Source organism: Acidimicrobiia bacterium, from assembly GCA_009694375.1.
Lineage (GTDB): Bacteria > Actinomycetota > Acidimicrobiia > Acidimicrobiales > VFJN01 > VFJN01.
The window spans coordinates 1-25,062 of record SHVB01000021.1 but is presented as its reverse complement, the minus strand read 5'-3'; the positions used below and the strand labels follow the sequence as shown (position 1 = coordinate 25,062).

24 protein-coding genes and 1 riboswitch are annotated in these 25,062 nt (G+C 65.2%); of the genes, 12 read left to right on the top strand and 12 right to left on the bottom strand.

Features of this window, described 5'->3' with window-relative positions; translation table 11 throughout:
• Nucleotides 1-33: 33 nt before the first annotated feature.
• Both EXQ71_11190 and EXQ71_11185 read right to left on the bottom strand, forming a co-directional pair.
• Nucleotides 34-1,113 carry a thiamine ABC transporter substrate-binding protein gene (locus EXQ71_11190; protein MSO88064.1) on the bottom strand — a complete coding sequence of 360 codons (1,080 nt, stop codon included), beginning with the start codon at nt 1,111-1,113 and terminating at the stop codon, nt 34-36.
• Complete coding sequence (locus EXQ71_11185; GenBank protein MSO88063.1) at nt 1,110-1,793, bottom strand: thiamine diphosphokinase; 684 nt, start codon at nt 1,791-1,793, stop codon at nt 1,110-1,112. Before EXQ71_11185 ends, EXQ71_11190 begins: the two co-directional genes overlap by 4 nt.
• A riboswitch (TPP riboswitch) is annotated at nt 1,784-1,908 on the bottom strand. Its footprint overlaps the gene before it by 10 nt.
• A 57-nt stretch (nt 1,909-1,965) precedes the next feature.
• On the opposite strand from EXQ71_11185, the gene EXQ71_11180 reads away from it, so the two are divergent.
• Entirely contained in the window at nt 1,966-3,114 is a 1,149-nt protein-coding gene (locus tag EXQ71_11180; GenBank protein ID MSO88062.1) for an acyl-CoA dehydrogenase, read from the top strand.
• Between the two features lie 36 nt (nt 3,115-3,150).
• Entirely contained in the window at nt 3,151-4,515 is a 1,365-nt protein-coding gene (locus EXQ71_11175; protein ID MSO88061.1) for a hypothetical protein, read from the top strand.
• A 6-nt stretch (nt 4,516-4,521) separates the two neighbouring features.
• Here EXQ71_11175 and EXQ71_11170 read toward each other — a convergent pair whose 3' ends face one another.
• On the bottom strand, nt 4,522-5,760 hold the full coding sequence (locus EXQ71_11170; GenBank protein ID MSO88060.1) for an acyl-CoA dehydrogenase: 1,239 nt from the start codon (nt 5,758-5,760) through the stop codon (nt 4,522-4,524).
• Nucleotides 5,761-5,976: 216 nt separating this feature from the next.
• On the opposite strand from EXQ71_11170, the gene EXQ71_11165 reads away from it, so the two are divergent.
• From EXQ71_11165 to EXQ71_11150, 4 genes are all read left to right on the top strand, one after another.
• Entirely contained in the window at nt 5,977-6,459 is a 483-nt protein-coding gene (locus tag EXQ71_11165; protein ID MSO88059.1) for a CarD family transcriptional regulator, read from the top strand.
• Between the two features lie 108 nt (nt 6,460-6,567).
• The gene (locus EXQ71_11160; GenBank protein ID MSO88058.1) at nt 6,568-7,041 is read left to right on the top strand and encodes a hypothetical protein; all 474 of its coding nucleotides are present in this window, start codon (nt 6,568-6,570) and stop codon (nt 7,039-7,041) included.
• A 205-nt stretch (nt 7,042-7,246) separates the two neighbouring features.
• The gene (locus EXQ71_11155) at nt 7,247-7,684 is read left to right on the top strand and encodes a hypothetical protein (GenBank protein MSO88057.1); all 438 of its coding nucleotides are present in this window, start codon (nt 7,247-7,249) and stop codon (nt 7,682-7,684) included.
• A gap of 424 nt (nt 7,685-8,108) precedes the next feature.
• A complete protein-coding gene (locus EXQ71_11150) occupies nt 8,109-8,564 on the top strand; it encodes an FKBP-type peptidyl-prolyl cis-trans isomerase (protein ID MSO88056.1) in 456 nt (151 codons plus the stop codon).
• Nucleotides 8,565-8,598: 34 nt separating this feature from the next.
• Here EXQ71_11150 and EXQ71_11145 read toward each other — a convergent pair whose 3' ends face one another.
• The 8 genes from EXQ71_11145 to EXQ71_11110 all read right to left on the bottom strand — a co-directional run bounded on the left by EXQ71_11145 (nt 8,599) and on the right by EXQ71_11110 (nt 16,034).
• Nucleotides 8,599-9,042, bottom strand: a complete 444-nt coding sequence (locus EXQ71_11145; GenBank protein ID MSO88055.1) for a cupin domain-containing protein — start codon at nt 9,040-9,042, stop codon at nt 8,599-8,601.
• Nucleotides 9,043-9,071: 29 nt separating this feature from the next.
• Complete coding sequence (locus EXQ71_11140; protein MSO88054.1) at nt 9,072-9,548, bottom strand: DNA starvation/stationary phase protection protein; 477 nt, start codon at nt 9,546-9,548, stop codon at nt 9,072-9,074.
• A gap of 212 nt (nt 9,549-9,760) precedes the next feature.
• Nucleotides 9,761-9,979, bottom strand: a complete 219-nt coding sequence (locus tag EXQ71_11135; GenBank protein ID MSO88053.1) for a hypothetical protein — start codon at nt 9,977-9,979, stop codon at nt 9,761-9,763.
• 70 nt (nt 9,980-10,049) lie between these two features.
• Nucleotides 10,050-11,297, bottom strand: coding sequence for an FAD-binding protein (locus EXQ71_11130; protein ID MSO88052.1), 1,248 nt, complete (start codon nt 11,295-11,297; stop codon nt 10,050-10,052).
• Nucleotides 11,294-12,001, bottom strand: a complete 708-nt coding sequence (locus EXQ71_11125; GenBank protein ID MSO88051.1) for an SDR family oxidoreductase — start codon at nt 11,999-12,001, stop codon at nt 11,294-11,296. Before EXQ71_11125 ends, EXQ71_11130 begins: the two co-directional genes overlap by 4 nt.
• A gap of 155 nt (nt 12,002-12,156) precedes the next feature.
• Complete coding sequence (locus tag EXQ71_11120; protein ID MSO88050.1) at nt 12,157-13,689, bottom strand: long-chain-fatty-acid--CoA ligase; 1,533 nt, start codon at nt 13,687-13,689, stop codon at nt 12,157-12,159.
• Nucleotides 13,690-13,733: 44 nt separating this feature from the next.
• A complete protein-coding gene (locus EXQ71_11115) occupies nt 13,734-14,618 on the bottom strand; it encodes an LLM class F420-dependent oxidoreductase (protein MSO88049.1) in 885 nt (294 codons plus the stop codon).
• Nucleotides 14,619-14,807: 189 nt separating this feature from the next.
• Nucleotides 14,808-16,034 (bottom strand): hypothetical protein, encoded by a 1,227-nt coding sequence (locus EXQ71_11110; protein ID MSO88048.1) that lies wholly within the window; start codon nt 16,032-16,034, stop codon nt 14,808-14,810.
• 331 nt (nt 16,035-16,365) lie between these two features.
• Between EXQ71_11110 and EXQ71_11105 the strand changes: the two genes are divergently transcribed.
• From EXQ71_11105 to EXQ71_11090, 4 genes are all read left to right on the top strand, one after another.
• Nucleotides 16,366-17,664, top strand: coding sequence for an acyl-CoA dehydrogenase (locus EXQ71_11105; GenBank protein ID MSO88047.1), 1,299 nt, complete (start codon nt 16,366-16,368; stop codon nt 17,662-17,664).
• A complete protein-coding gene (locus EXQ71_11100; GenBank protein MSO88046.1) occupies nt 17,661-18,704 on the top strand; it encodes a phosphotransferase family protein in 1,044 nt (347 codons plus the stop codon). Before EXQ71_11105 ends, EXQ71_11100 begins: the two co-directional genes overlap by 4 nt.
• 216 nt (nt 18,705-18,920) lie before the next feature.
• On the top strand, nt 18,921-19,394 hold the full coding sequence (locus EXQ71_11095) for a pentapeptide repeat-containing protein (protein MSO88045.1): 474 nt from the start codon (nt 18,921-18,923) through the stop codon (nt 19,392-19,394).
• A gap of 298 nt (nt 19,395-19,692) precedes the next feature.
• Nucleotides 19,693-21,384, top strand: coding sequence for a cyclic nucleotide-binding domain-containing protein (locus EXQ71_11090; GenBank protein MSO88044.1), 1,692 nt, complete (start codon nt 19,693-19,695; stop codon nt 21,382-21,384).
• 357 nt (nt 21,385-21,741) lie between these two features.
• Here the strand turns inward: EXQ71_11090 and EXQ71_11085 are convergent, their stop codons facing one another.
• The gene (locus tag EXQ71_11085; GenBank protein ID MSO88043.1) at nt 21,742-22,815 is read right to left on the bottom strand and encodes a maleylpyruvate isomerase family mycothiol-dependent enzyme; all 1,074 of its coding nucleotides are present in this window, start codon (nt 22,813-22,815) and stop codon (nt 21,742-21,744) included.
• Here EXQ71_11085 and EXQ71_11080 point away from each other — a divergent pair.
• Complete coding sequence (locus EXQ71_11080) at nt 22,519-23,727, top strand: cytochrome P450 (GenBank protein ID MSO88042.1); 1,209 nt, start codon at nt 22,519-22,521, stop codon at nt 23,725-23,727. The genes EXQ71_11085 and EXQ71_11080 overlap by 297 nt on opposite strands.
• Nucleotides 23,727-24,860 (top strand): 1,4-beta-xylanase, encoded by a 1,134-nt coding sequence (locus tag EXQ71_11075; GenBank protein ID MSO88041.1) that lies wholly within the window; start codon nt 23,727-23,729, stop codon nt 24,858-24,860. The genes EXQ71_11080 and EXQ71_11075 overlap by 1 nt, the downstream gene beginning before the upstream one ends.
• Nucleotides 24,861-25,062: the final 202 nt, after the last annotated feature.

Below are 25,062 nucleotides of genomic sequence, written 5' to 3'. Positions count from 1 at the left end.
CCGGCGCCAGCAGGAGGGTGCGCCCGCGGGGGCTCAGCGCAGCATGATGTTGGTCCACGCCTCGATCCACTCCTCCCGTTTCGCATCAATGTCGGCCGCCGGGAGTTTGCGCCCCTTCGCCGGTTCGATGCGGTTGGCCACAAACACGGCGGGCAGGACCGCCGCTGGGTTCACCGGCACCACGAACATCGACAGTGGCACGTCCTCTTGGAACGGGCGCGACAGAAGAAAATCGAGGAAGGCACCCGCCTCGTCGTAATGCTTGGTACCGGCGAGAATCCCGGCGCCTTCTACCTGTCGGTAGCACGTGCTGGCCAGCACACCGGTAGGAGCCACGTCCACGGGGGGATCAGCGAAGACGACCTCGGCGGTCGGACTCGAGCCGTAACTCACCACCAGTGGGCGGGTTCCCTCGCTGGTGCCACCCCCGGAGAACGAGCCGTAGTAGGCCTGCTCCCACCCGGAGGTCACCTCCACGCCGTTGTCGGCCAGCGCCTCCCAGTAGGCCTGCCAGCCCTCTTCGCCAAACTCGTCGATGGTGGCGAACAGGAACGCCAGACCCGGCGAGGAGGTGGCGGGATTCTCCACCACGAGAAGGTCTTGGTAGCGGGGGTCAACCAAATCCCCGAACGTCGAGGGCACCGGTAACCCGGCTTCGACGAAGTAGGCCCTGTCGTAGTTGACGCACACATCGCCGTAGTCGATTGAGGTCACCCGGTGTTTGGGGTCTAGTACCAGATCGGCGGGAATGTTCTCGCTCCCGGCCGCTTCGTAGGCCAGAAACAGATCCTCCCGCAAGGCCCGGGACACGAACGTGGAATCCACGCCGAAGAGCACGTCGGCTTGGGGTGCCCCCCGGGTGAGGATCGCCTGGTTCACCACGGTGCCGGCGTCGCCTCCCTGCAACAACTTCACCTCGATGCCGGTGGCTTCGGTAAACGCGTCGAGGACATCGTCGGACACGGCAAAAGAATCGTGGGTGAGCAGCGTGATCGTCACGGGCTTTTCCCCTCCGCCTTCGGCCTGATCACCCGAAGAGCTCCCGCAGGCGACGGCGGTCATCGCCAGGGGGAGCAGGGCCAGCCAGGCGCGGCCTCGGTGCGGCCAGGTCATGAGGGAGCCATCTGGTGGTGGGTGCCGATCTGTCCGGGTTGTATGGCCACCACCACCCCCGTGGCGATGCGCACCGAAGCAGTGCCGCTGATGAGTTCATTGCTCACGCCCCGGGTGGAGCCGGGCAGCAGGGCCTCATCGCGGAGGGGATAGAGCAGACCCTCGGTACGGATCCCACTGGCTCCGCCGTGGAGCGCCAGCAGGGTCACGAGATCACCCACGGGGCCGGTCAATCTCGCGTGGTCACGAATGACCGTGACCCGCGCCGCGCCCATCTGGGCCACCATGGACAGCGTGGCGTAGGCCGGAGCCGCAAGCAGCATGGCGTTGGCGAGCAGGTGGTCAAGGCGTCCGCCGTGCCCCCCGATGACCAGCACCTGGGACGGCTCGTAGCGAAGCGCCGCGTCGATGGCGAGTTCGAGATCGGTGGCGTCTTTCGCCGCCGGGTGCTGCTCCACGGTGGCGCCATCGCTGGTGACCCTCCGCAGCGATCCCGGCCGCACGGAGTCAAAATCTCCAATAGCCACGTCCACCGACAGCCCGAGTTCGAGGGCCCGGTCGATCCCCGAATCGGCGGCGATCACGAGTGCTCCCGCCGGCCATTGGGGCAGGTGCGCCGGATCCACCGGGTCTCCTCCGGTCACCACGATCACAAGGTTGCCGCTCTCGAGTGCTGCCATTGTCCGAATCCCTCCGCCGGCATTACCCGGTTCAGGTGCCACGGGTCGGTGGCAGACCGTTGCCGGCAAGACCACCCTCTCAGCCCGGCTACTCCGAGCTCCCCTTCGTAACGATCACCCTAGCGCCAGGAACCGGCGGTGCGGCGGTGGGTGGCCGATTACCGTCGGGGCGATGCAGCGCACGCTCTACGACAACGACCATGATCTCTTCCGCGACTCGCTTCGCCGTTTCATCGCCCGCGAGGTTGTCCCTCACCATCAAGCCTGGGATCGGGCGGGCATCGTGGATCGGTCGTTGTTCACCAAGGCTGGCGCCCACGGCTTCCTGGCCATGGATGCTCCCGTTGAGCACGGGGGCGGTGGGGTAGTGGACTTCCGCTATAACGCCATCATCGCCGAAGAGATTCAGCGGGCCGGGGTGAACTCAGCGGGCCTGGGGTGGACCCTCCACAACGACATCTGCTTACCGTATTTCCTGTCGCTCACGACGCCCGAGCAGAAGGCTCGCTGGCTACCGGGCATCTGCTCGGGCGAGCTCATCACGGCGATCGCCATGACCGAACCCGCCATCGGCTCCGACCTCGCCTCCATGACCACCACCGCCATTCGCGACGGCGATCACTACGTCGTGAACGGGTCGAAGACCTTCATCACCAACGGCATCAACGCCGACCTGGTGATCACCGCCGTGAAGACCGACCCCACCCAGCGCCATACCGGGATGAGCCTGGTGGTTCTGGAGCGAGGCATGGTGGGTTTCGAGAGGGGCCGAAACCTCGACAAGATCGGTCTGCACGCACAGGACACCGCCGAACTGTTCTTCACCGACATGGTGGTGCCAGTGGCGAACCGTCTCGGGGAAGAGGGGAGCGGCTTTCTGTCCCTGGTGGACAAACTCCCCCAGGAGCGCCTCTCTATTGCCATCACGGCGGTGGCCGCCGCGCAGCAGGCCTTCGACATCACCCTCGCCTATGTGAAGGAACGCACCGCCTTTGGGCAGCCGATCGGCTCATTCCAAAACAGCCGCTTCCGGCTGGCCGAGATGGCTACCGAGATCGCCTTCGCCCAAAGCTTCGTCGACGGCGCCGTGTTGGGCCTCAACGAAGGCAGCCTCACCGCCGAGGAAGCCGCCATGGCGAAGTGGTCGTGTACCGAACTGCAGAAACGGGTGATCGACACCTGTGTGCAACTGCACGGCGGCTATGGGTACATGGCCGAGTACGAAATCGCCCGGGCCTACGCCGACGCCCGCATCACCACGATCTACGGGGGGACCACCGAGATCATGAAAGAGATAATCGGGCGCAGCCTCGGGGTGTAGCCGGCCAGGGGGTGGTGACCCCGGCGGCTCAAGGGCATGCGCCCAGCGTGTCGAAGAAAAGAGGCAGCGGTGAACCTGCCTCCCTCGACCAAGGAACCATCCCTCATGCTCCAGCCCCACCGGCTCCGTCGAGCGATGCTCGCCCCGCTCTTGGCGGTGGGCGGCGCGCTCGTGGTGCTCGGGCCAGTGAGCCCCGCCTCCGCCGCGGTCATCAAGCCCATCGTCTTCCCGGTGGATGGCCCGGTCACCTACACAAGCGACTTTGGCGCCCCTCGGGTGGGCCACACCCACGAGGGCAACGACCTCATGGGCAAAAAGATGCAGCCTGAGTTGGCGACGGTGGATGGGGTGATCTACCGCCTCACTTTCAGCAACCTCTCGAGCGGAGGTAACTCCGTCACCATCCGGGGGGCCGACGGGTGGACCTACCACTACCTCCATGTGAATAACGACACCCCCGGAACCGACGACGCGGCCGCCACGCGCGAGCAAGCCTTCCCCAGCGACATCGTGGTGGGCGCCCCGGTCACCCAGGGTCAGGTCATCGCCTACCTGGGCGACTCCGGCAATGCGGAAGCCACCGCCCCGCACCTTCATTTCGAGATCCGCCAGCCCGCCGCAGTCGGTTCCTATTCCGGCACGCCGATCGATCCCTACGCCTCCCTGGGGGCCGCCACCCACTGGGCTATGTCCCAACGATGGGAACTCCGCCGCACCCCCACCGCGGGACCAACACAAGACATCGTCTCCTACGGTCTACAGCCCGGCGATCGGGTGCTGCTGTGTGATTGGGATGGCGATGGCACCGATGAGGCCACCGTGTTCCGGGGCGGCGTCTGGCACCTGCGCGACGGGGTGATCAGTGGGGCCACCAAGCGCCAGATCTCCTTCGGCATCGCCGCCGACGTTGCGCTGTGCGGCAACATTGATGCCGACGCCGCCGACGAACCGATGCTGTTCAACGCCGGCACCTGGACGATGCGGGCGGGCTTCGAGACAACCGACCCTGCGGCATGGACGGTGCGCTACGGCATCCGCCCGGGTGATGTCCCGGTGCTGGGCGATTGGGACGGCAACGGCCAGGACGACCTCGCTATCTTCCGGATAGGCGGCACGTGGCACATCCGAAGTTCAGCCGGCCCCGTCGGTTCCACACTGCGGACCTTCACCTATGGCCTGGCGGCCGGCGACCGACCCGTGGCGGGCGACTGGAACGGAGACGGTCGCGACGACGCCGCTATCTACCGGAAGGGCCAGTGGCATCTGCGCAGTAACGCTGACACGGCCGGGTTCACCGCCTCCACCTTCCCCTACGGGACCGCCCTGGACCAGCCCGTGTCGGGCCGCTGGAACGCCGCCGCCGCCTCGGGTTTAGGGGTATTCCGGCCGAAACCAGGCTGATTTCCCCTAGCGCCGGAGCAGATCCTTGGCGATGTGGGTGATTTGGATCTCGTCAGTACCGGCGTAGATCTGAAGGACCTTGGCGTCGCGGGCCAACTGTTCCACTTGGTACTCGGCCATGTAGCCGTTGCCACCGTGGAGCTGAACGGCTTCCATCGCCACCTCGGTGGCCGCCCGAGCGGCGTAGAGCTTCATGGCGGAGGCCTCCGCCAGAGAAAGCGGTGCACCCGCCGCACTCATCTCGATAAACCGGAAGACCAAGTTCTGCACGTTGAGCCGGGCCACCTCCATGCGAGCGAGTTTGTCCTGGATCAGTTGGAACTCTCCGATGGGCTTGCCGAACTGCACCCGATCCTTGGCATATTGCACCGACAGTTCGAGGCAACGCTCGATAATGCCCAGAGACATGGCCGCCACTCCCGAGCGCTCCATGGAGAAGGTGTCTTTGGCCCCGGCTCGGCCGCCACTGGCCACGTCTTCGGTCTCACCGATCAGGCGATCTCGACCCACCCGAACATCGGTCAAGAACAACTCGCCGGTGGGCGAGGAGTGCATCCCCATCTTGCGCAATGGCTTCGACTGTTCGAGTCCGGGCATGCCGCGATCCAACACGAACGACAAGATCTTGCGATCCTCCATCGGATTGCCCTCATCCAACTTGCAGATGAACACGATGGTGTCGGCATGGGGGCCGTTGGTGATGAAGGTCTTCGAACCGTTGAGGAGGTACTCCTCACCATCACGACGGGCACTCGACCGCATGGAACCAAAGGCATCCGATCCAGAGCCCGGCTCGGTGATCGCCCATGCGCCCACCTTGTCCAGGGTGAGTAGATCCAGGGCCCAGCGCTCCTTTTGGGCGATAGTTCCCTTGCTCATGATGGCGGCCGAGGTGAGGCCCATCGATACCCCCATGGCGGTGACCATGCCCGGCGAGTGGCGACAGATCTCGATGATCGGAAGCATCGTCATAGCGATGGAGTTGGGGTCTCCTCCCCCACGACGCCCCTGGGCCTCGGGGGCGGCTTCCTCGCCGGCGGCCACGCGCTTTTCACGTTCGATCTGGTGCTTAAACCGATCCCGAGCCATCACGTCCATGCCGAAGGTGGTGAACAACTTCCGCAGGATCTCATAAGGCGGCAGGTCGCCGTGCTCCAACTCCTCGCGCTTCGGTGCAATCTCGGCTTGCACGAACTGACGCACCGCGTCACGGATCATTAGTTGCTCTTCGGACCACTCGAACATGTCGTACCCCAGGGGAGAAGTCGTTGCACCGGACGGGCCGAGGTTAGGGGCCAACCCGATTGCTGTCACCTCCACCGCCTCCACCGGGTCACCCCGACAGCCCGTGAGAGGGGCGGCGGCGGGCCTGTCTGGCGACCATGGGACACCCGGAATGTCCCTGGAGGCCTCTGGGGTGGCATCCTTGAGGGTCCTCAGACCGCTAGCAGGAGTAACCACGTGCCCTTCAAGGTCGGAGACAAGGTCGTCTATCCCCATCACGGGGCCGCAATCATCGAGGGAACCGACACCATCAACCTCCTCGAGGGCGGCAAGACGAAGTACTTCGTGCTGCGCATGACCCACGGGGATCTTCTGCTGAAGGTGCCAGCGGACCGCGCCGAGGAGATTGGGATGCGGTATCCGATTTCCAAGGAAGACGTGGAAGACGTGTTCCAGGTCCTGGCCAAGAAAGACGTGCGCGAGCCCACCAACTGGTCACGCCGATTCAAGAACCACCAGGAGAAACTGAAATCGGGCGACGTGTACCAGGTGGCCGAGGTCGTGCGTAACCTCGCCCTCCGGGACGCCGACAAAGGCCTCTCGGCCGGCGAGAAATCCATGTTTGTGAAGGCCCGCCAGGTCCTGGTCAGCGAATTGGCCTTCGCCCTCAACATCTCCGAGGACACCGCCCTCACCCGCCTCAACAAGACGCTTTCGTAGCAATCGGCGGCGCCGAGACAATCCGGACGCCGTCTGTCAGGCCGTTATCTCCTCTTCGACAACAAGGATTTTATCGTGCGCCGAGTTCTCGTCTCACTCATCGCTGTTATGGCGCTCGTCGCAGGTCTCAGCGCCTGCGGCAAGGACCAGCTGGCGTCGCCCCTGGATTCCGTAAAGATCATCCAGACCGATGGCCCCCAGCCCGAACTCGAGTTCGACCTACCCCTCTCGGTGGAAAAAACCACGGTTCGGGTGATCAAAGAAGGGGAAGGCCGAGCCATTACCCCGGAGGACACCATCACGTTCAACTTCGTCGTGGTGAATGGGACCGACGGGAAGGTGCTGGGCACCTCCTACGAGGGCGCTCCCGCCTCCCTCAAACTTTCCGAAGACATCATGCCCGGCATCGCCACTGGCCTGAAGGGTCAGAAGGTGGGAACTGAGGTGCTCGTAGCCATCGCCCCCGCCGACAGTTTCGGGGCGAAAGGCTTCGAGAGCGGCGTAACCGATGACGACACCCTGCTGTTCCTGGCCGAGATTCTTTCCGCCGACCTTCGCCGCCCCTCGCCCGGGTCGCCTTGACGGGTGCACGAAACTGTGAGGTAAAGCAATGCATTCACCCAAGCGTTTCCGTCGACTCATTGCAGTCGCCGGCGTCCTCGCCCTGGTCATCGTGACCTCGGGTTGCTACAACTACTAGAAGGTCAACCACGACCCCGGCAAGACGTTCGCCAACGACTGGTACGCCGGTATCCCGCTGGAGAGTGTCAACATCACCTCCTGCACGGTGACCCTGTACTCTGGCTTCTCTGACGGCTCGGGCTACGTCTGCCGCAGCATCGATGGTGTCGAAGGAGCAAACGATCCGGGCAACTGGTTCGTGGATCCGGGAGGCAAGGGCGACCTCAGCGACAACGGCATCGTCTCGATCGTCGGTACGTCGAGTTCCAGCAGGGGCGCAACGCTCGTGATGGAGGACGACAAGACGTTCGAGGGATGTGCCTGGCAGTCGCCGAACAATACCTGGTTCTGCGACTACATGGTCACCATCTACACCATCCCGTTCGACACCACCAGCGGGTACAACTACGTCGCAGAAGGGAAGAAGTTCCTGGACCGCACGGTCAACGAGCTCGAGTGCGCGGCAGCTCTCTCCGGAGGGGTGTACCTCGGGAAGGGGTGGACCGTCGGCGGGCTGTACGCCTGTGGCGTGGTGATGACGTGACAGCAGAAGATGTGCTGAGTATCCTGATTGCGGTTGTCGTACTGGTGTTGGTGATCTTCGGACCACCATGGTTTCGCCGGTTCGTCGCAATCAGCCTCGGAGTCATCCTCGCTGCCTTGGTGATCATCACCATGCTGGCGTGGGCCATCGGTCCGTGACCTGCAGCTAACCCACTCAGTCTGGTTTTCACTGAGTCTGTCAAAACAAGGTAGTTTGGTATCTTTCAAGTCAGTCTTATGACTGATCCAAACAAAGACGGTGGGGTCGAGCTAGAACCATTTGGTTTGCAACCCGTACTCACTTGTGAGTACGAGCTCCCCACAACACTGGGAACAACCGAAAAGGTCGCCTGTGCACCGCACAGACACCCCAGTAAGTTTTCCAGTAGTTTCTACAAATAGTGTATTTGTACTGATGAGTCCTTTTGACCAAACCTGCAGGACGAAAAACTACGAGACAACCAGCAACTACATTTTCTCGCCGTAAAGCAAGTCGCCGGCGTCGCCCAGACCCGGCACCCACCGTCACCTTGAGCGATACCGGCGCCCCCACCATTGCCCTCGGCGATGGCGCCGCGGTGCCGGCGCTAGTGGTGCAACCTCTCATCACGGGTACCGGAGCGAAGGTGGAGGAAGGCCAATCGGTAACCGTCCATTACACCGGTGCCTTGTACACCGACGGCTCGGTGTTCCACTCCTCCTGGGACCGATCGGAGCCCTTTACTTTCGTCGTCGGGTCCGGCGAGGTGATCCCCGGTTGGGACAAGGCGTTGGTGGGTCAGACCGTGGGGTCTCAGTTGCTTCTCGTGATTCCGGCGGTGGACGCCTACGGGGATGCCGGCCAGGGGAAAATACCGGCGGGGCCACCCTCATCTTCGTAGTGGACATCCTCGAAGCCTTCTGATCTGACGACCGTCAGGTGTCGGGCCCCTCGGTGCGTTCGGCGTACTCGTACACCACGTCGTCGAAACTGTCGACGGGAAAGACGTACAGCACCCGCAGCGGGTCAGTGCCTACGTTCGTCACGTAGTGCCACGCGTTGCTCGGTATGAACAGGGCGGTTCCCGCCTCCACGGCATGGGCTTGATCATCGATGTGCACAAGACCGGTGCCGGAGGTGATGTAGTACACCTCGGCCACGGGGTGGCGATGGCGGGCACCGGCGGTGGGAGCAGCCGGCGGGATCTCGGCGGTGCCCATCGTGATGCCCTCGGTGGGGGTGCGGTCGGCACTGAGCAGCGTCCGCCACGAGAACAACTCACCCCGCCGCTCCACGGGCACCTGACCTTCACTGGTGAAATAGGGGCTGGACACAAGCAACCTCAGGGGCGTCGATGGATGAACCAGCGGTCCCACCATAGGCCTCTCATAAAGCGTTCGTCGGCGGGTTAGGCCAGAAGGCTACGGAGCATCCAGGCGGTCTTCTCGTGCACCTGCAACCGCTGTGTCAACAGATCGGCGGTCACTTCGTCCTGCGCTTCTTCCACTCGCGGAAACACCGATCGGGCCGTGCGGGTAATGGCTTCATGATCGGCTACCAGACGGGTGATCATCTCGGTGGCAATTGGGTGATCCTCGTCCTCGGAAATTGACGACAGGCGGATAAATGCTTGGTAACTGGCGGGGGCGGGCACCCCCAAAGAACGGATGCGCTCCGCGATCAGATCTACCGCCAGAGAAAGTTCGACGTACTGCCCCTCGAACATGAGGTGCAGCGTTTGGAACATCGGGCCGGTCACGTTCCAGTGGTAGTTATGGGTCTTGAGATACAGCGTGTAGGTATCGGCGAGCAGCCGCGACAGCCCTTCCGTGATCGCTAGGCGGTCGTCTTCGGCAATGCCGATGTCGATAGGAAACTCAGGCATGGGTTCTCTACTTCGGGACCGTTCAGGTACCCCTTTACCGCACGGTCAGTACTTCAGGTTGCGGCCGGAATCGCCGGGCTTCGGGTCAGAGGGCCGCATCGACGAGTCCTGGTCGAGCACGCTCTTGGTGAGGGCGATGCCACCGGCGATCACGACGCCATAGATCGTGAACGCGAACACCACGATGCCCACCAGAAACACAACCTTTTCGCTCATGTCTTGGGCCCTCCGGACTCTTGAAGATCCACGCCCACTACCGGCATCAACAACAACGTGCCGAGCGAGTGGATCGACGGGACCCACAGCCCCACAAAAATTCCCGCATAGATTTCGTCTTGCACGAAGTAGAGGTAGACGGAGAAAAGAAACGAAAAGAAGCCAGCTAGCACGAACGGCAACTTCGCTTGGAAACCTCTCGGCAGTGATTTCATGGCAACTCCTAGCGGCGGGGGGACGGTCCCATCCTAACCACCCCGGGGGTCGTTTATTCCCTGTGGGGGCTCACGGGGAGGAGAGATACCCCTGCACCGCGACGGCGGTACGTCCCCCGCTGAACATCGCCCCCTGGAGCGAAGCGGTATCGCGATGATCGCCACATACAAACAGGCCATCGCCCAGTGCCACGGCCTGCTTGGGGCGAAGGGGGGCGCGCTGGGCCGGCTGCCCGTGAGGGATCACATCGGTGCGCAGGTGCTCCCACTCGCCGGTGGTCGACCCGAACCAGCGGGCCAGTTGCTCACGGGCTCGGCCGGTGATGTCGGGGTCGAGGGAATCGGCCCCGGGAACCGCCGCCGCCACCAAGGCCCGCCCCGGCGGGGCGTAGGACGGGGCCACCTCACTCATTACCGCCACGTTCTTCACCGGGCCGCTGGCCTCACCATCGAGGATCAGCACCGGGCCGCGGCGCGGCGGATCCGGGCTGGCGAACCAACAGCAACCGGCAGCCCGCGAACCCGGATCGGGCACGGCGGCCCCCACCAGGCGGTGGGCTACCGGTCCTTCCGTGGCCACGACCACCACCCGAGCATCTACCCGCTCACCCCCCTCCAGTACCGCCCCAGCCGGAGTGACCTCTCGCACCATCGCCCCAAGCCGAACGACCCCCTCTGGCAGCGTGGCCGCCAGTTGCGCGGGGATCTCCCCCATCCCTCGAGCCGGCACACCGATGGCCCCCACCGCCAGCATCCGCAAGATCGTCTCGAAGCGTCGGCTGGATACCTCCAGGTCGGGATCCAGTTGGATCCCGGCGAACAGTGGCTGCCAGAACGACCCGATCATCTGGGGCGAAAATCCGGCGGCCTGTAGTCGCTCCGCGGTGCTGGTGTCGGGGCGACGGAGCAGATCTTGGACGCTTGATCGCCGCACGTCCAGCACCAGACGAGCGAGGCGGATCTTGTCGGCCAGCGAGCCGATGGGCGCTGCCACCGTCTCGGGGATCCGTAGGGGGAACCGGCGAGGATCGCTCACCCGATGAAAGCCGCCCCGTACCCGTATCACCGCTCCGGGGTCGAAGAGAGACAGGCCCAGGGCATCTACGTCGAGCCGTTGTTGTACCTCGGGGTAGGCCGTCAGCAGGATCTGGAAGCCACGATCGAGAAGAAACCCATCCACCGAGTCGGTGCGCACCCGGCCCCCCACGGCGTCGGATGCCTCGAGCACGGTGCAGGACACTTCGGCCCGTATCAGGTCCTGGGCGCAGGCCAGCCCGGCCACCCCAGCCCCCACGATCACTACGTCGACCACGGTCAGAAACTCGCGCTCGGAAGGTCCGTCACACCCTGTTCCAATGCCTCACAGATCGTAACCGCCACCTGGTGCGGAGCGAGACCAACGGGCAACTTGGGGGCCGTACCCGCCAGCGGTCGCTCCGCTAATCCGGTTTCCGTATGGGGCGGGCGGGCATCAAGCACCCGAATCTTGCTGCGACGAGCCTCCCGGGCTAGGGCTTGGTCGAAGGATCGCACCGCCGCCTTCGAGGCTCCGTAGATGGCCATACCCGGCCGGTTCTCCTCGGCGATCACCCCCGAGATGTTCACAATGGCACCCCCGGCACTCATCCGATTCAGCGCCGCTTGAGCCAACATGATCGGTACGAAGGTGTTGGTGAGAAACAGTTCCTCCATGGTGTCGGCCGACACATCCGCCATCGGGCCGAAGGCCACCACCCCCACCGCGTTGATCACCACGTCGAGCCGACCGGCGTGATCGATAGCGGCTTCTACCGCCGCAACACAGGCCTCGGGAGTGCGGAGATCCAGGGGAACGCGCCGTCCCGGCACGGTCATTTCCTGCAGACGACCGGCATCCCGCCCCACCAGCAGGAGGCGGGCCCCCCGTCGATGCAGCTCCTCAGCGAGGGCCGCCCCGATACCCCCAGTGGCCCCGGCGAGGAGCACCGATGCTCCCCTCAGTGGATGGGGAACATCGCTGTTGTCTTCAGGGCTGGAGCCCACGGGCGACCTCCGGGTTCGTCAGGAGGTCGCAGGACCCTGTTGGCAACCTATCGACCCCTCATGGCCGAACCACCAGGAGAAAGCGATTCATCTCCACCCGACCCTCGCCTTCGGGACCGACGCCAGCGCCCCGACCCACGTGGTGTGGGTGAAGGTCACTCATCCTGGTAGCGCTGGCGCAACTCGAATTTCAGAACCTTGCCGGCCGGGTTTCTCGGCAGCTCATCGATGATCTCGAGCCGAGTGGGAAGTTTGTATTTCGCCAAGCTCTGGCTCGCGAAGTCTCGGAGTTCAGCGAGGGTCAGTTCCTGACCCGGTTTCAGGACCACCGCCGCGACCACGGCCTCACCCCATCGCTCATCGGCCAGACCGATAACGGCCACTTCCCCCACGCGGGGATGGCTGTAGAGCACCGACTCCACCTCGGCTGGGTACACGTTCTCTCCCCCGGTGATCACCATGTCCTTGAGGCGGTCCACCACGAACAGGAAGCCGTCCTCGTCGAAATAGCCAATGTCCCCAGAGTGAAACCATCCGTGCTCGTCGATCACCTCGGCGGTGGCCTCGGGGCGATTCCAGTAGCCCGCCATCACATTGGGACCGCGGGTACAGATCTCCCCGCGGGTGCCCACCGGCGACGGGTTGCCGTCCTCGTCGAGCACCCCGAGGTCGGAATACAGCGGGGCCTGGCCTGCCGATCCCACCTTCGTCGCGGCAAACTCGGCCAGCAAGAGTGACGATAGGGGCGCCGTTTCCGTGAGGCCGTAGCCCTGCACGATGGGAATCGCTCGATCGTTGTAGAGCACCAGCAGTGGCTCGGGCACCGGCGCACCACCGACGAGGAAGAGCCGCACGCTGGTGAAGTCGGTGGTGTCGAAGGCGGGTTGTTGGCTCATGAACAAAAAGATGGCCGGAACACCAAACATGTTGGTCACCCCGTGGGTCTCGATGGCGGTGAGCGCGGCACCCGGGTCGAAGGTGCGATGCAGCACGATCTCGCCTCCCCGCTGCATCGTGAGGATCGTGAGAACGTTGAGTCCACCGATGTGAAACAACGGTGCCACGACCAGGCTTACCTCGTCGTTGCCGAAGGACGCCGCGTTCATGGCGTTGATGTTGTTCCAGGCGATATTGCCGTGGGTCAACATCGCCCCCTTGGGTCGCCCGGTGGTTCCGGAGGTGTACATGATCAGTGCCACATCGTCGGCCTTCACCGCCGCCGCTTCCTCCAGCGGCGAGGTGGACGCCAGGACCTCGTCGAGGGCTTCCCATCCGGCGCGGCCGCTTTCGGCGCCGATGTAGCGGGCGCATGACAGTTGGGGGCGGATGTCGTCGATCACCTGGGTGTGGGCGTCATCCACGATAACGGTGTGCACGCCGGCATCATTGATGATGAAGTCGAGTTCGGAGCCTGTCAGGCGGAAGTTGAGCGGGACGAAGATGGCCCCAAGGCGTGCGGCACCGAACATGGCGACAAAAAACGCGGGGTGGTTCAGGCCCAGATAGGCCACCCGGTCCCCCGGCCTCACCCCGCCGATGCGCAGCGAGGCCGCGCATCGATCAGCCCGATCCAATAGGTCGGCGTACGTCCAGGTTTCCCCTTCGAAGGTGACGGCCCGATTGTGTGGTGCCAAGAGCACCCTCTGGGCCAAAAGGCGACCGAGGCCTACGTCAGGGGTGTTGTGCATCATCGCCGCAACTTACACCGGCGCCCGACTCCGTCCGTCGCAGATCAGAGCAGCGAGGCCACCACATCAAGGGTGTCGTGACGGTTGGCGAAGGGAACGGCCACGAAGTCGGTGGCCCCGGCGTCCATGACCCGTTCGATACCCGCCACCACCGTGGCTGCATCGCCCACGATGGCCACATTGGCCGGCCCGGCCGCCCCTTCCAGATCCAGCATCGCTCGATACGACGGCAGGTATCCGTACATGGCGAAGACCTTGGCGGCGCGTTCCCGTTCCGCATCGGGGTCGTCGGTAACGCACACCGGGAGAGCGGCCACGATGCGCGGCTCGGGCCGCCCGGCCGCCGCCGCCGCCTCGCGAATCGCCGGCCCTACGTGGGATTCGATGGTGGCGGGTCCGGTCATCCAGGTGATGGTTCCCTCGGTGCGAGTGCCGGCCAGTTTCAGCATCTGGCTGCCCAACGCCGCCACGAGAACCGGAACCGGGGGAGCGTCGGGGATACCCAGGCTGAGTTTGGCTGTGAGGGTTTCGCCGGTGAAGTCGCTGGCCTCACCCTGCAGAAGGGGGATGAGAATCGACAGATACTCACGCAGGTGGCGCACCGGTTTATCGAAGGACATACCAAGCATCGAGTCGATCACAATCTGATGCGATAGCCCGATACCCAGGGTGAACCGGCCGCCGCTGATCTGCTGCAGCGTCAGCGACTGGGCGGCCATCATCATTGGATGCCGAGGGTAGGTAGGCACGACTGCGGTGCCGATCTCGATGGTGGGCACCTCATGCGCCACTACCGCCAGCGCCGTAATGGCATCAAGGCCGAAGATCTGGGGCACCCAGAACGACCCAAATCCCCGAGCCGCGACGTCGCGGGCGCTCTCCACCAGGCCGTTCACCGACTCGTGCTGATCAAAAACGCCGATGCTCATGCCAATCCTTTCGAAGGGGGTCCGCGGTTGGGTCTGGGGACCCCCGTGACGTTATCTACTCCCCCGTCCGGCCCCACCAGTGGCGACAAAAACTTTGGCCCGCGGCCGACATCGCTTGGCCGGCTCGCACCATCCCGCTCTGGGCACGGGTCAACGCGCCCAGAGCGGGACCACACAACCTTCGACTGATTATCCCAGTTTGAAACCGGTGGCAATCGCCCAGGACTTGTCCACGTGGAGCATGCCATCCATCCCCGGGGCTACGACCACCACCGGGGCGGGAATCCGGTTTCCGGTCTGAGCTTCGAACGACACCGGACCGGTCCATCCCATCCATCCATCGGCGGCCTCCAGGGCGGCCCGCAGCGGCTCGGCCTCGAAACCGCCGGCATCCTCGGCGGCCTCGGCCAAGACGTTCACCGAATCGTAGGCGTAGGGGCTCCAGGTGCCCGGTTCCTCGCCAAACTCGACCTCGAACTGCGCCACCAGCTCGGCTGAGTTTGGGAAGTCGCTGGGGGCGGGAACCCCCACGAGGGGGCAGTTCTTGGCCGCCTCGGGGCCCGCGGCCTCCACGAAAGCATCATCGGTGGCGGAGTAGTCACCCAGGCACTTGGCCGAAGTGCCGGAGGCGAGCATGTCCTTGGCCAAGACGGCGGCTTCGGGGTAGTAGGTGACGAGGTAGATAAGTTCGGCGCCCTTCGCGGTCGCCGCTGCCAGCGCCACGGTGTACTCGCTCTGGCCTGGTTCCACAGGAATGTTCGCCACTACCTCCGCGCCAGCCGCCCCGAGGGATGCGACCATCGCCTTGTCGGCTTCGACGGTGTACTCGGTGGAGGAGTCGAAAATCAGTGCAACGTTCTTAGCGCCCGCCCACTCGGTGATGGCCGTGGTGGCCACCGGAGCGATTTGGCTTGTCATGGGCTGGGGGGTGAAGCCAAGACCCGCGGTGGTATCAGCCGAGGTGAAGCGAAGAGGAACGATTCCCGCCTCGATATAGAGGGGCAGGGTCTTGGACCCAACCCCGGAGTTGTACGGGCCTACCACCGCTGACAGGCCTTCGGCGATGGCGGCCTTGGCCGCCACCACTCCCACCTTGGGGTCGGCTCGGTCGTCGATGGGCACGATCTTCACTTGCTTGCCGCCAATACCGCCATCGTCATTGAGTGCCTTAGCCGCCATTTCGGCGCCTCGAAGCATGTCGGTTCCGACGCCCGCTTGGTCGCCCGTGAGGGGAGCCTCAAGACCGATCCAAACCTCGTCGTCGGGCACCGTTCCGATCTTGAGAGTCGAACCGGTGGTCTCCGAACTGGCGTCATCGGAATCCGACGATGAACACCCCCCCACCAGGATGAAGCCCGCCAGCATCAACGCGACGATATGAATCCCCCGTTGCTTTCCCTTGCCCATGTCCCTCATTCCCCCTGGTCTGGTAGAGGCTTACAGTGCCTCGCAGGGTGCAGGGTAGCCTCATCCCGTGATTCTCACGAAGAAATCGGGACGCCAGCCGGCGCCGCGGCGGCCAGCAGATCTCCCCGTTCGCCCCACGTAACATGGGTTGTCGCACCCTCCTCGGCTGGGCGCGGGAATGGCCGCGGCCCTCCCGCTCGGCCACTCCGTCCCCCTCCCCGACACCCCCGGAAGCGCCATCCACCAAGAGTTGAACCGCCAGAGCATCCGCTGCCTCTAGACCCCTGTTCCAGCGCCACCAGCAACGGCGATGCCACCATTACGTGAGGAGATCAGCACCATGTGGGATTTCGAGACCGAACCGGAGTTTCAGGAGCACCTGCACTGGGTGGAGAACTTCGTCAAGGAGGAGATCGAACCTCTTGACCTCGTGTGGGGGGGGCTCGAGTTCACTCCGTTGGACGACAACCGCCGTCGGGCCATCGACCCCCTGAAACAGCAGGTACGGGAACGGGGCCTCTGGGCCGCTCACCTCGGCCCCGAACTCGGCGGGCAGGGCTACGGCCAACTGAAACTGTCCCTGATGAACGAGATCCTGGGCCGATCAGGGTGGGCACCGATCGTGTTCGGAACCCAGGCACCCGACACCGGCAACGCCGAGATCATCGCCCACTACGGCACCGACGAGCAGAAGGCTACCTACCTCCAGCCGTTGCTAGCCGGCGAGGTGTTCTCGTGTTATTCGATGACCGAACCCCATGCCGGGGCCGACCCCACCATGTTCACCACCCGGGCCATTCGCGACGGCGACGAGTGGGTGATCGAGGGCTGGAAGTGGTTCTCGTCCAATGCCCGTACGGCCGCGTTCCTCATCGTCATGGTCGTGACCGACCCCGACGTGAGCGCCTACCGGGGCATGTCGATGTTCCTCGTCCCCACCGACACCCCCGGTGTCACCATCGTGCGGAACGCGGGCCTCGGTAGCGAGGCCGCCGACGAGGGGAGCCATGCCCTCATCCACTACGACCAGGTTCGGGTACCGGCGCAGGCCCTCCTGGGCGGCGAGGGCGAGGCCTTCGCTATCGCCCAGACCCGCCTGGGCGGGGGGCGCATCCACCACGCGATGCGCACCATCGGGATGTGCAACCGGGCCTTCGACATGATGTGCGAGCGGGCCCTGAGCCGCGAGACCCAGGGGTCCCTGCTGGCCGATAAGCAGTTCGTGCAGGGCTACATCGCCGACTCCTACGCCGAGATCAAACAGTTCCGGCTCCTCGTGTTACACACGGCATGGTCGATCGACCGCTACCAGGACTACCGGCGAGTGCGAAAAGACATTGCCGCCGTGAAGGTGCTCATGCCGGGACTGATCACCAACGTGGTGCAGCGTTCGATGCAGGTACACGGCGCCCTGGGTGTGTCCAACGAGATGCCCCTGGCCCGCATGTGGCTGGCCGGTCCGATTTTGGGGTTAGCCGACGGACCCACCGAGGTGCACAAGGTCACCGTCGCCCGTCAGGTGCTGCGCGACTACCGCGCCAGTGACGACCTGTGGCCCACCGAACATCGGCCCAAGAAACTGGCGGCCGCCCAGCAAAAACTGGCCGCCTATCTTGAACTGGAAGTGGGGAACCTGTGAGCGTCACCGACGACGCCACCGGCGATCCGGTTCTCGAAGTCGACCGTCTGGGCCCCTGGCTCGACACCCTCGACCTGCCCGGACGCGGGGCACCCATCGAATCGCGTTACCTCTCCGGCGGCAGTCAGAACCAGATCTTCGAGATCCGTCGTGGCGATCTGCACGCCGCGCTGCGGATTCCTCCGCCCACCGCCCCGGCGAGCCGTGACGCCGGCATCGTGCGCGAGTGGCGCATCATCGAAGCGCTGGCGGGCACCGATGTGCCCCACACCGATGCCATCACCGTGTGCGAGGACCCCTCGATACTGGGCCGCACGTTCTACCTGATGGGTTTTGTCCACGGCTGGTCACCGATCGAAGTAACCGAGTGGCCCGAGCCTTTCCAATCCGATGTCGCGGCCCGTCAGGGCTTGGCCTACGAGTTGATCGACGGTATCGCCCGACTGGCGCGGGTTGATTGGCGGGCCAAGGGTCTCCACGATCTTGGCCACCCCGACGGCTTCCACGACCGGCAGGTGGACCGGTGGCTGGCCTTCCTCGACCGCATCAAGGGTCGAGATCTTCCCGGCCTCGACGAGGCCTCACAGTGGCTACGGACCCACCGACCGATCGACTTCGTTCCCGGCCTCATGCACGGCGATTACCAGTTCGCCAACGTCATGTATGCCCATGGCGGCCCAGCCCGTCTTGCCGCCATTGTCGACTGGGAGATGGGCACCGTCGGTGATCCGAAACTCGACCTGGCCTGGGTCATCCAGTCCTGGCCCGAGCACCCCGACGATGTGCCCGATATTGGCTACGTGGACCTCACCGGTATGCCCACTCGCGACCAACTCCTCGCCCGCTACGCCGCCGGGTCGGGTCGTCAGGTCGACGACATGGACTATTACCTGGTGCTCGCCCGCTGGAAGCTCGCCATCGTGCTCGAACAAGGCTTCCAACGGGCCGGGGGCGATCCCAAACTCATGGCGTTCGGCGACATCGTTGTCAACCTCATGGCCAGTGCCGCCGAGACCGCCGCCCGCAGCGACTACCGATAAGCCGGGTGCCGGGCCGAGGCGTTTGAGGGCCGCGATGGCGCCGGTTCTCGATAGGCGATGGAGCTCCACCGTCGCCATTTCTGGCCGCTGGCCGCCCTCCGCGCCCCGTGTCGCAGCGTCTTCGGCGCGTCCATCTGATCCGCCACGCGCCGGGTCACAACGAGACGCTCGACGTTGACATAACCTTGCGGTACACGCACGACGGCGGGGGGTGACATGAGCGATCAGGGGCGTCGAGGTAGTATCTGGTCGAGGCGCCCTCGCGCCGGACTGTCGGGAGCGGATCTACACAACGCCCGACTCACCGGTGCTGCTCTCACCGGCGCTTCCCTCAGCGGTAGCGACCTCAGCGGCGCCAATCTGCGCTACGCCGACCTCAGCGGAGCCGACCTCACGCTGGCGCACCTAACCGGCGCCGACTTGCTCGACGCCGACCTCAGCGGTGCCAACCTGACCGACGCCAACCTGACCGACGCCAACCTGCGTTACGCCAACCTGACCGACGCCAACCTCAGCGGCGCCAACCTGCGCCGGGCCAACCTGAAATACGCCGAAATGGCCGGAGCCGACCTCAGCGGTGCCAACCTCACCGATGCCTACCTGCGTCGGGCCGACCTCAGCGATTTGCGGTGGTCGAATACGACGTGCCCCGACGGCGTCGTGCGAAACACACCCCCGCCAGCGCAGTAAGGCGTCTCGCGGCCCCCCGGGCCGGTGCGGTCAGGCTGCGGGGGATGCGTGCACGATCAGAATCGAGTGGGTGGTGGTGGCGGCCTGGCGGAATCTCGCCCGTTCGACGTACTCCGTCTGTTTGACACCAACGGTGACACGCCCCGCCTCATCTTCGAGCGTAAGAGCGGATTCTCTAACATCATCGATCCCGAGGCTTACGAGTCGTTCTTAGGCAAAGGTCGGATAGCCGAAAGGTAGGGGCACCCACCGATCTGGCGCCTGCCATCTGAGGCGCGTCGCCCTAGGGATCCCAGCAATGGCCGTGGAGTACCGTTGGGTTGTGAGCCCGGTGCGGGAACCCCATAAGCGATCGCTCGACAACTACATCCTCCTCAACCCCGATGACATTGCGGCCCTTATGCCCTTGGGAACGGTGCACCCCACTCTCGTCGGGGAAATGATTTTTGCCGCGGGGGACGCCACCCAGTCGTTCGTTGTGGTGCTCGCTGGAAAGGTCGACATCGTCGGCGCTGGCCTCGACGGACCGTCCATCATCACCACTCACATTGCCGGGCAGTTTCTCGGCGAGCTCAACCTGCTGGTGGGCCAGCGCCCCTTCGTCAGCGCCGTGGTCACCGAAGCGGGCTCGGTACTCGTCATCCCCTTGCCTGTATTAACCGATTTCTTGCGCGCCACACCGGAACTGGCCGACCTGGTGTTCGATGAGTTCATGCTGCGCAGATCGAGGCTGCATCGCGGCTCCGGCACCGCCAATGTGGTGATCGTCGGAAGCGGCTTCTCACCGGAGGCGATGGCGCTGCGGGTGTTTGCCTCGCGATCGTATGTGCCCTTCCAGTGGATCGATCTCGATAGTCACGCCGACCCCATCGGCTTCCTCGCTCGGTTGGGAATAGACCCGGCTGCTGTTCCCGTGGTCATCACGCCCGCGTCTCGGCTCGACCAGCCCACCACCGTCGAGTTCGCTCATTCTCTCGGCCTCGACCATGGCCCCGCTCTCAACGATGTCCACGACGTTGTCATCGTGGGCCTCGGCCCAGCCGGCCTGGCGGCGGCCATCGTGGCGGTGTCGGAGGGCCTCGACGTGGTCTGTCTCGAAGCCGTCGCCGTTGGTGGACAGGCGGCCGCAAGTTCGCGCATCGAGAACTATCTCGGGTTCCCCAACGGCATTTCCGGCAAGGAGCTCACCACCTCCGCCGCCCTGCAAGCCCAGCGCCTCGGCGCCCGCCTCACGAGCCCCAGCAAGGTCGTCGGTCTACGGGTGGCGGATGAACACCGGGTGATCCAACTCGAAGACGGCACCGAAATCGCCAGCCGCACCGTGGTGATTGCATCGGGCGCACGCTATCGGCGGCTCGACGTGGAGGACTTGGCCCGATTCGAAGGTGCCGGGGTCTACTACTCCACCAGCAAAATCGAAACCCGTCTCTGTGCGGCCCAATCCGTGATCGTGGTGGGCGGCGGCGACTCAGCGGGCCAGGCCGCCCTGGCGCTGGCCCAGAACTGCGCGGCCGTGACCGTTCTGGCGCGACGCCCGAACCTGCCTGAAACCATGTCGCAGTATCTCGTGACCCGGATCGAAAGCCACCCGCGCATCCGCGTCATGAGCGGCACGGAGGTCCGCGTCATCACTGGCGTCGACGCAGTCGAGTCGGTCGTCGTCGAGAACACCATCACCGGTGAACGCGAAACGCTGCCGTGCCGCGCCGTGTTCTGTTTCATCGGTGCCGTCCCGGCCACCGAATGGCTGTGCGGCGCCGTGGCGCTGGATGCCAAGGGCTTCGCCCTCACCGCCGGTGACCTGCCGGCGAATCCAATCGATGGTGGCCTCTTCGGCGATTTCGATCCGTTGCCGTACGAAACCTCGCTACCAAGCGTATTCGCCGTGGGAGATGTGCGCTCACATTCAGTCAAGCGGGTCGCCAATGCCGTGGGTGAAGGATCAACGGTGGTCCATTCGATCCTTCGTACCCTCGACCCATGCCTCTGATCGATTCACCCACGGGAGGCGACGAAGCCGCCGGCCGAGGTGCTCGAAGTGGCCCGGGGTAGCGGCATCGAAGGCCGCAAGGTCATCCGGAAGATGACGAACCGTTCGGTTCGCGATGGGGCGAAGCACTACAAGGCGGGCGAGTCGCTAAAGGCGGTCGCGGTCCGGTTCGATGTCGACGCTGGGACCCTTACCGGTGCGTTCCGGCGGGCAGGCGGGCCGATACGTGTCCGCCGCAACGGTGGCCATCGTCCACCTGAGCCGTTCCGGCCACGGTGGCGCCGGGCTCCCCAACACGGGCCTGATCAACCCGGGGCAAGTCTGCGATGCCCCCGATCGGCACTTGTGGGGCAGTGCCTACTGATGACTCCAGGCTTCGAGTGCTACAACACCGTCACCATCGAGCTCGGCGATGCGCGCCCGACGTCCAGCAGCCGTCAGCGCCAGGTTCTCCATCGTTCCCCGGACCTCCAGCCCCTCATCACCGTGCGACCAACCGTGGTCCGTTGCAGCCCATCGGATCGCCGGTCGGCCCGGACTGGTGAAAGAACGGCCAACTCGCCTGAATAACAACCGGAGCACTGGCTCGTAGTCATCGGGCGGCACTGTCACCTTGACGTCGAGCGGGATACGCACGTCGAGACTGTGCAAGAGCACGTCGCTGAAAGGTGCCGCCTCGGGCCATCCCGGCCGTGCGAACCAGTGGTCCGCTACCTTTCGGTACTGGGACAGCAGTTCGGCCGTTGGACGACAACCATCGTCGACCGCCAGCAGATGATTCGCCTGGTCAAACCTGCCTCGCGCCTTCAGCACCGCCCGCACGTATCTCCTCACCGGCGGACGGGCGGCGAGGATCAGATGCGCGAGGACGTGTCGGACCGTCCACCCGCCACAGAGTGACTCGACCTCCCACCGATCGCCCTCTATCTCCTCAAACGTGGCGATCAACGATTGGCGAGCCTTGAAGGTCCTCTCCCTCATGTCCATGACCGAGGACCCTACGACGGCCAAGAGCGTCCAGGTCTTCGACTCGACCCCTGCCCCGAAACGCCGGTCAGCGGAGCGTGCCACGCAGCCAACGGGAGACGGCGGCGCTGGCGGCCGCCGTCGACACGAGGCGGGTACGGTGAGCCGATGCCCGCCGCGCTCTCGACCACGCCAGTGAGCGACGTCGATTTCGGTCTCGATCTCGGCCCCGGCGATGTCCGGCTGCCCGGCGCCGCCCTGCACCGGGAGCTGGCCCGACTCCGAAGTGCCCACCGTCTCGCCCTCGTCGACTTCGGCGGGATCCCCATGCAGCTCGTGACGCGCTTCGCCGATCTCGAAGCGTGCTTCCGCGACGACGAGAGACTGCCGGCCGGCCCGACCTACGCCATGACCGTCGAGCCCTGCCAGGGGGTCACCTTCGAGAGCCTCGACGGCCCGGAGCATCACGCCCTGCGCGACCTCACCACACGCGGACTGCGGCGCCGACCGGTGGAGCGATACGAACAGGATGGGCTCGCTCCGCTCTGCGACGCGGTGATCGACCGGTTCGTCGACCGTGGTCGGGCCGACCTCGTCGAGGCGTTCACCTCGGTGTTCCCATTCCTCGTGTTCGCCGACCGCATGGGCCTGCCCTTCGACGCCGCCGACCGCTTCATGGGGTGGGCGTTCGACATCCTCAGCTATCCGATCGCACCTGAACCGGGCCTCGTGGCGGCGGCCGAGCTGACCGAGTACCTGGAGCCGGTCCTGCGGGCGCGGCGGGAGGTGGCAACCGACGATCTGCTCTCGTCGATGTGCACTGCCGCGCGTTCCGGCCGCACACTCACCGACCCCGAGATCCGCAGCCACGTCCTCGCTCTGTTCTCGGCCGGGGCGACGACGACCTACCACGGCCTCGGCAACACGCTCTACGCGCTGCTCACCCATCCCGCTGCGGTGGACGCGTTGCGCAACGACCACAGCCTCGTCGGTGCGGCGATCGACGAGATGCTGCGCTGGGAACCACCGCTGGCGCTGCTCCCCCGCCTCGTCCCTCACGATGTCGAGGTCGCCGGTTTCGACGTGCCCGCAGGAACGATGCTGCTGTTCGGCATCGCCTCGGCCAACCGCGATCCCGACGTGCACGAACGGCCCGACGAGTTCGACATCGGCCGCAATCCAACCCGAGCCCTGACCTTCGGCCTCGGCAGCCACCACTGCCCCGGGTCGCACCTCGCCAAGGCGCAGATCGCAATGGCCGTGCAACGCCTGCTCGACCGGCTCCCCGAGCTGACCCTCACCGAGCCCGAAGCCGCCGCACCCACCGGGACCGTGCTGCGCGGCCCGCGCACGCTCGATGTCACCTGGAGGACCTGATGCCCACCCGTCTTGGCTCGCTCGTGCGTTACGCCGCATCACTCAGCCGCGGCGCCGTCCCGCGCCGCTGGTCACCGCCGGTGCGCTCGACCGCCCGCTGGTCCACCGACACCGCCACGGCCTGGAGCGACAGCACGGGCTGGCTGGTGGGGTGCAACTTCGTACCCTCGTCCGCCGGGAACCAGCTCGAGATGTGGCAGCCGGAGACGTTCGACCCCAAGACGATCGACCGTGAGCTGGCCTGGGCCGCGGCCCTCGGCATGAACAGCGTGCGCGTCTTCTTGCACGACCTGCTGTGGCAGCACGAAGGCGACCGGTTCCTCGACCGGGTCGACGAGTACTTGGCCATCGCCGACAGCCACGGCATCGCGACGATGCCCGTTCTCTTCGACGGGGTGTGGGACCCGCGACCCCGCCTCGGCCCGCAACGCGAACCGGCACCTGGTCGCCACAACGCCATCTGGGTGCAGGGACCGGGCGCAGCCGTCCTCGCCGACGACCAACGGTGGCCGGCCCTGCATCCCTACGTCGACGCGGTGCTCACCCGATTCGGCCAGGACGACCGGGTGGTCGTCTGGGACCTCTTCAACGAGCCCGACCAGTCGAACGCCATCTCCTACCCGCACGAGGAGGTGTCGAAGAAGTCGAAGCGGGTGCACCGCCTCCTCGATCAGGTCTTCGACTGGGCCCAGGCGGCCGACCCGGCCCAGCCCCTCACCGCCGGCGTCTACCTCGGGGCGAGCGGATCGACCGAACGGGTCAGTGCGCTCAACCGGATGATGCTCAGCCGCTCCGACGTGATCTCGTTCCATAGCTACAGCCCGAAACGTCGGCTCGAGCAGGCGATCGATCACCTCAGCGCCTACGGGCGTCCACTGCTGTGCACCGAGTGGCTCGGGCGCTCTCTGGGCTCCACTGCCGACCTGCTGAAGGTGTTCGCCGAGCACCAGGTCGGAGCCTTCAGTTGGGGCCTCGTCGACGGGCGCACACAGACCCGCTTCCCCTGGACCTCGTGGATCCGCCCTAAACCCGATGTCGACGTCTGGTTCCACGACCTCCTCCACGCCGATGGGCGCCCCTACGACCCCGCCGAAGTCGCCCTGTTCCAACAGGTCACCCACGCTCCGCGGTAGCCCTCCGCCATGGAACCCGACGGTGCACTCGCACGACACCCGGAAGCGGCTGCCGCCGCCGCTCGCCGCCATCGCGGCGCTCTCGCTGCTGAGCTTCGGCGGCCTGGACCTGTCGCCGTCATGGCTCAACCACTATTTGGTCCTGGTCGGAGGCATCATCTGTGCGGCGGCCCTGAACCGCGGCCGACGCGCCGACTGGGTG

What these genes read in the sequence shown, in the direction of transcription:
- EXQ71_11185 (MSO88063.1), bottom strand. Translation starts at nt 1,793, where the DNA reads ATGGCAGCACTCGAGAGCGGCAACCTTGTGATCGTGGTGACCGGAGGA.
- EXQ71_11095 (MSO88045.1), top strand. Translation starts at nt 18,921, where the DNA reads ATGAGCGATCAGGGGCGTCGAGGTAGTATCTGGTCGAGGCGCCCTCGC.
- EXQ71_11145 (MSO88055.1), bottom strand. Translation starts at nt 9,042, where the DNA reads ATGGTGGGACCGCTGGTTCATCCATCGACGCCCCTGAGGTTGCTTGTG.
- EXQ71_11090 (MSO88044.1), top strand. Translation starts at nt 19,693, where the DNA reads ATGGCCGTGGAGTACCGTTGGGTTGTGAGCCCGGTGCGGGAACCCCAT.
- EXQ71_11075 (MSO88041.1), top strand. Translation starts at nt 23,727, where the DNA reads ATGCCCACCCGTCTTGGCTCGCTCGTGCGTTACGCCGCATCACTCAGC.
- EXQ71_11110 (MSO88048.1), bottom strand. Translation starts at nt 16,034, where the DNA reads ATGAGGGACATGGGCAAGGGAAAGCAACGGGGGATTCATATCGTCGCG.
- EXQ71_11190 (MSO88064.1), bottom strand. Translation starts at nt 1,113, where the DNA reads ATGACCTGGCCGCACCGAGGCCGCGCCTGGCTGGCCCTGCTCCCCCTG.
- EXQ71_11085 (MSO88043.1), bottom strand. Translation starts at nt 22,815, where the DNA reads ATGCTCCGGGCCGTCGAGGCTCTCGAAGGTGACCCCCTGGCAGGGCTC.
- EXQ71_11170 (MSO88060.1), bottom strand. Translation starts at nt 5,760, where the DNA reads ATGTTCGAGTGGTCCGAAGAGCAACTAATGATCCGTGACGCGGTGCGT.
- EXQ71_11140 (MSO88054.1), bottom strand. Translation starts at nt 9,548, where the DNA reads ATGCCTGAGTTTCCTATCGACATCGGCATTGCCGAAGACGACCGCCTA.
- EXQ71_11120 (MSO88050.1), bottom strand. Translation starts at nt 13,689, where the DNA reads ATGCACAACACCCCTGACGTAGGCCTCGGTCGCCTTTTGGCCCAGAGG.
- EXQ71_11160 (MSO88058.1), top strand. Translation starts at nt 6,568, where the DNA reads ATGGCGCTCGTCGCAGGTCTCAGCGCCTGCGGCAAGGACCAGCTGGCG.
- EXQ71_11105 (MSO88047.1), top strand. Translation starts at nt 16,366, where the DNA reads ATGTGGGATTTCGAGACCGAACCGGAGTTTCAGGAGCACCTGCACTGG.
- EXQ71_11080 (MSO88042.1), top strand. Translation starts at nt 22,519, where the DNA reads ATGCCCGCCGCGCTCTCGACCACGCCAGTGAGCGACGTCGATTTCGGT.
- EXQ71_11115 (MSO88049.1), bottom strand. Translation starts at nt 14,618, where the DNA reads ATGAGCATCGGCGTTTTTGATCAGCACGAGTCGGTGAACGGCCTGGTG.
- EXQ71_11180 (MSO88062.1), top strand. Translation starts at nt 1,966, where the DNA reads ATGCAGCGCACGCTCTACGACAACGACCATGATCTCTTCCGCGACTCG.
- EXQ71_11175 (MSO88061.1), top strand. Translation starts at nt 3,151, where the DNA reads ATGCGCCCAGCGTGTCGAAGAAAAGAGGCAGCGGTGAACCTGCCTCCC.
- EXQ71_11135 (MSO88053.1), bottom strand. Translation starts at nt 9,979, where the DNA reads ATGAAATCACTGCCGAGAGGTTTCCAAGCGAAGTTGCCGTTCGTGCTA.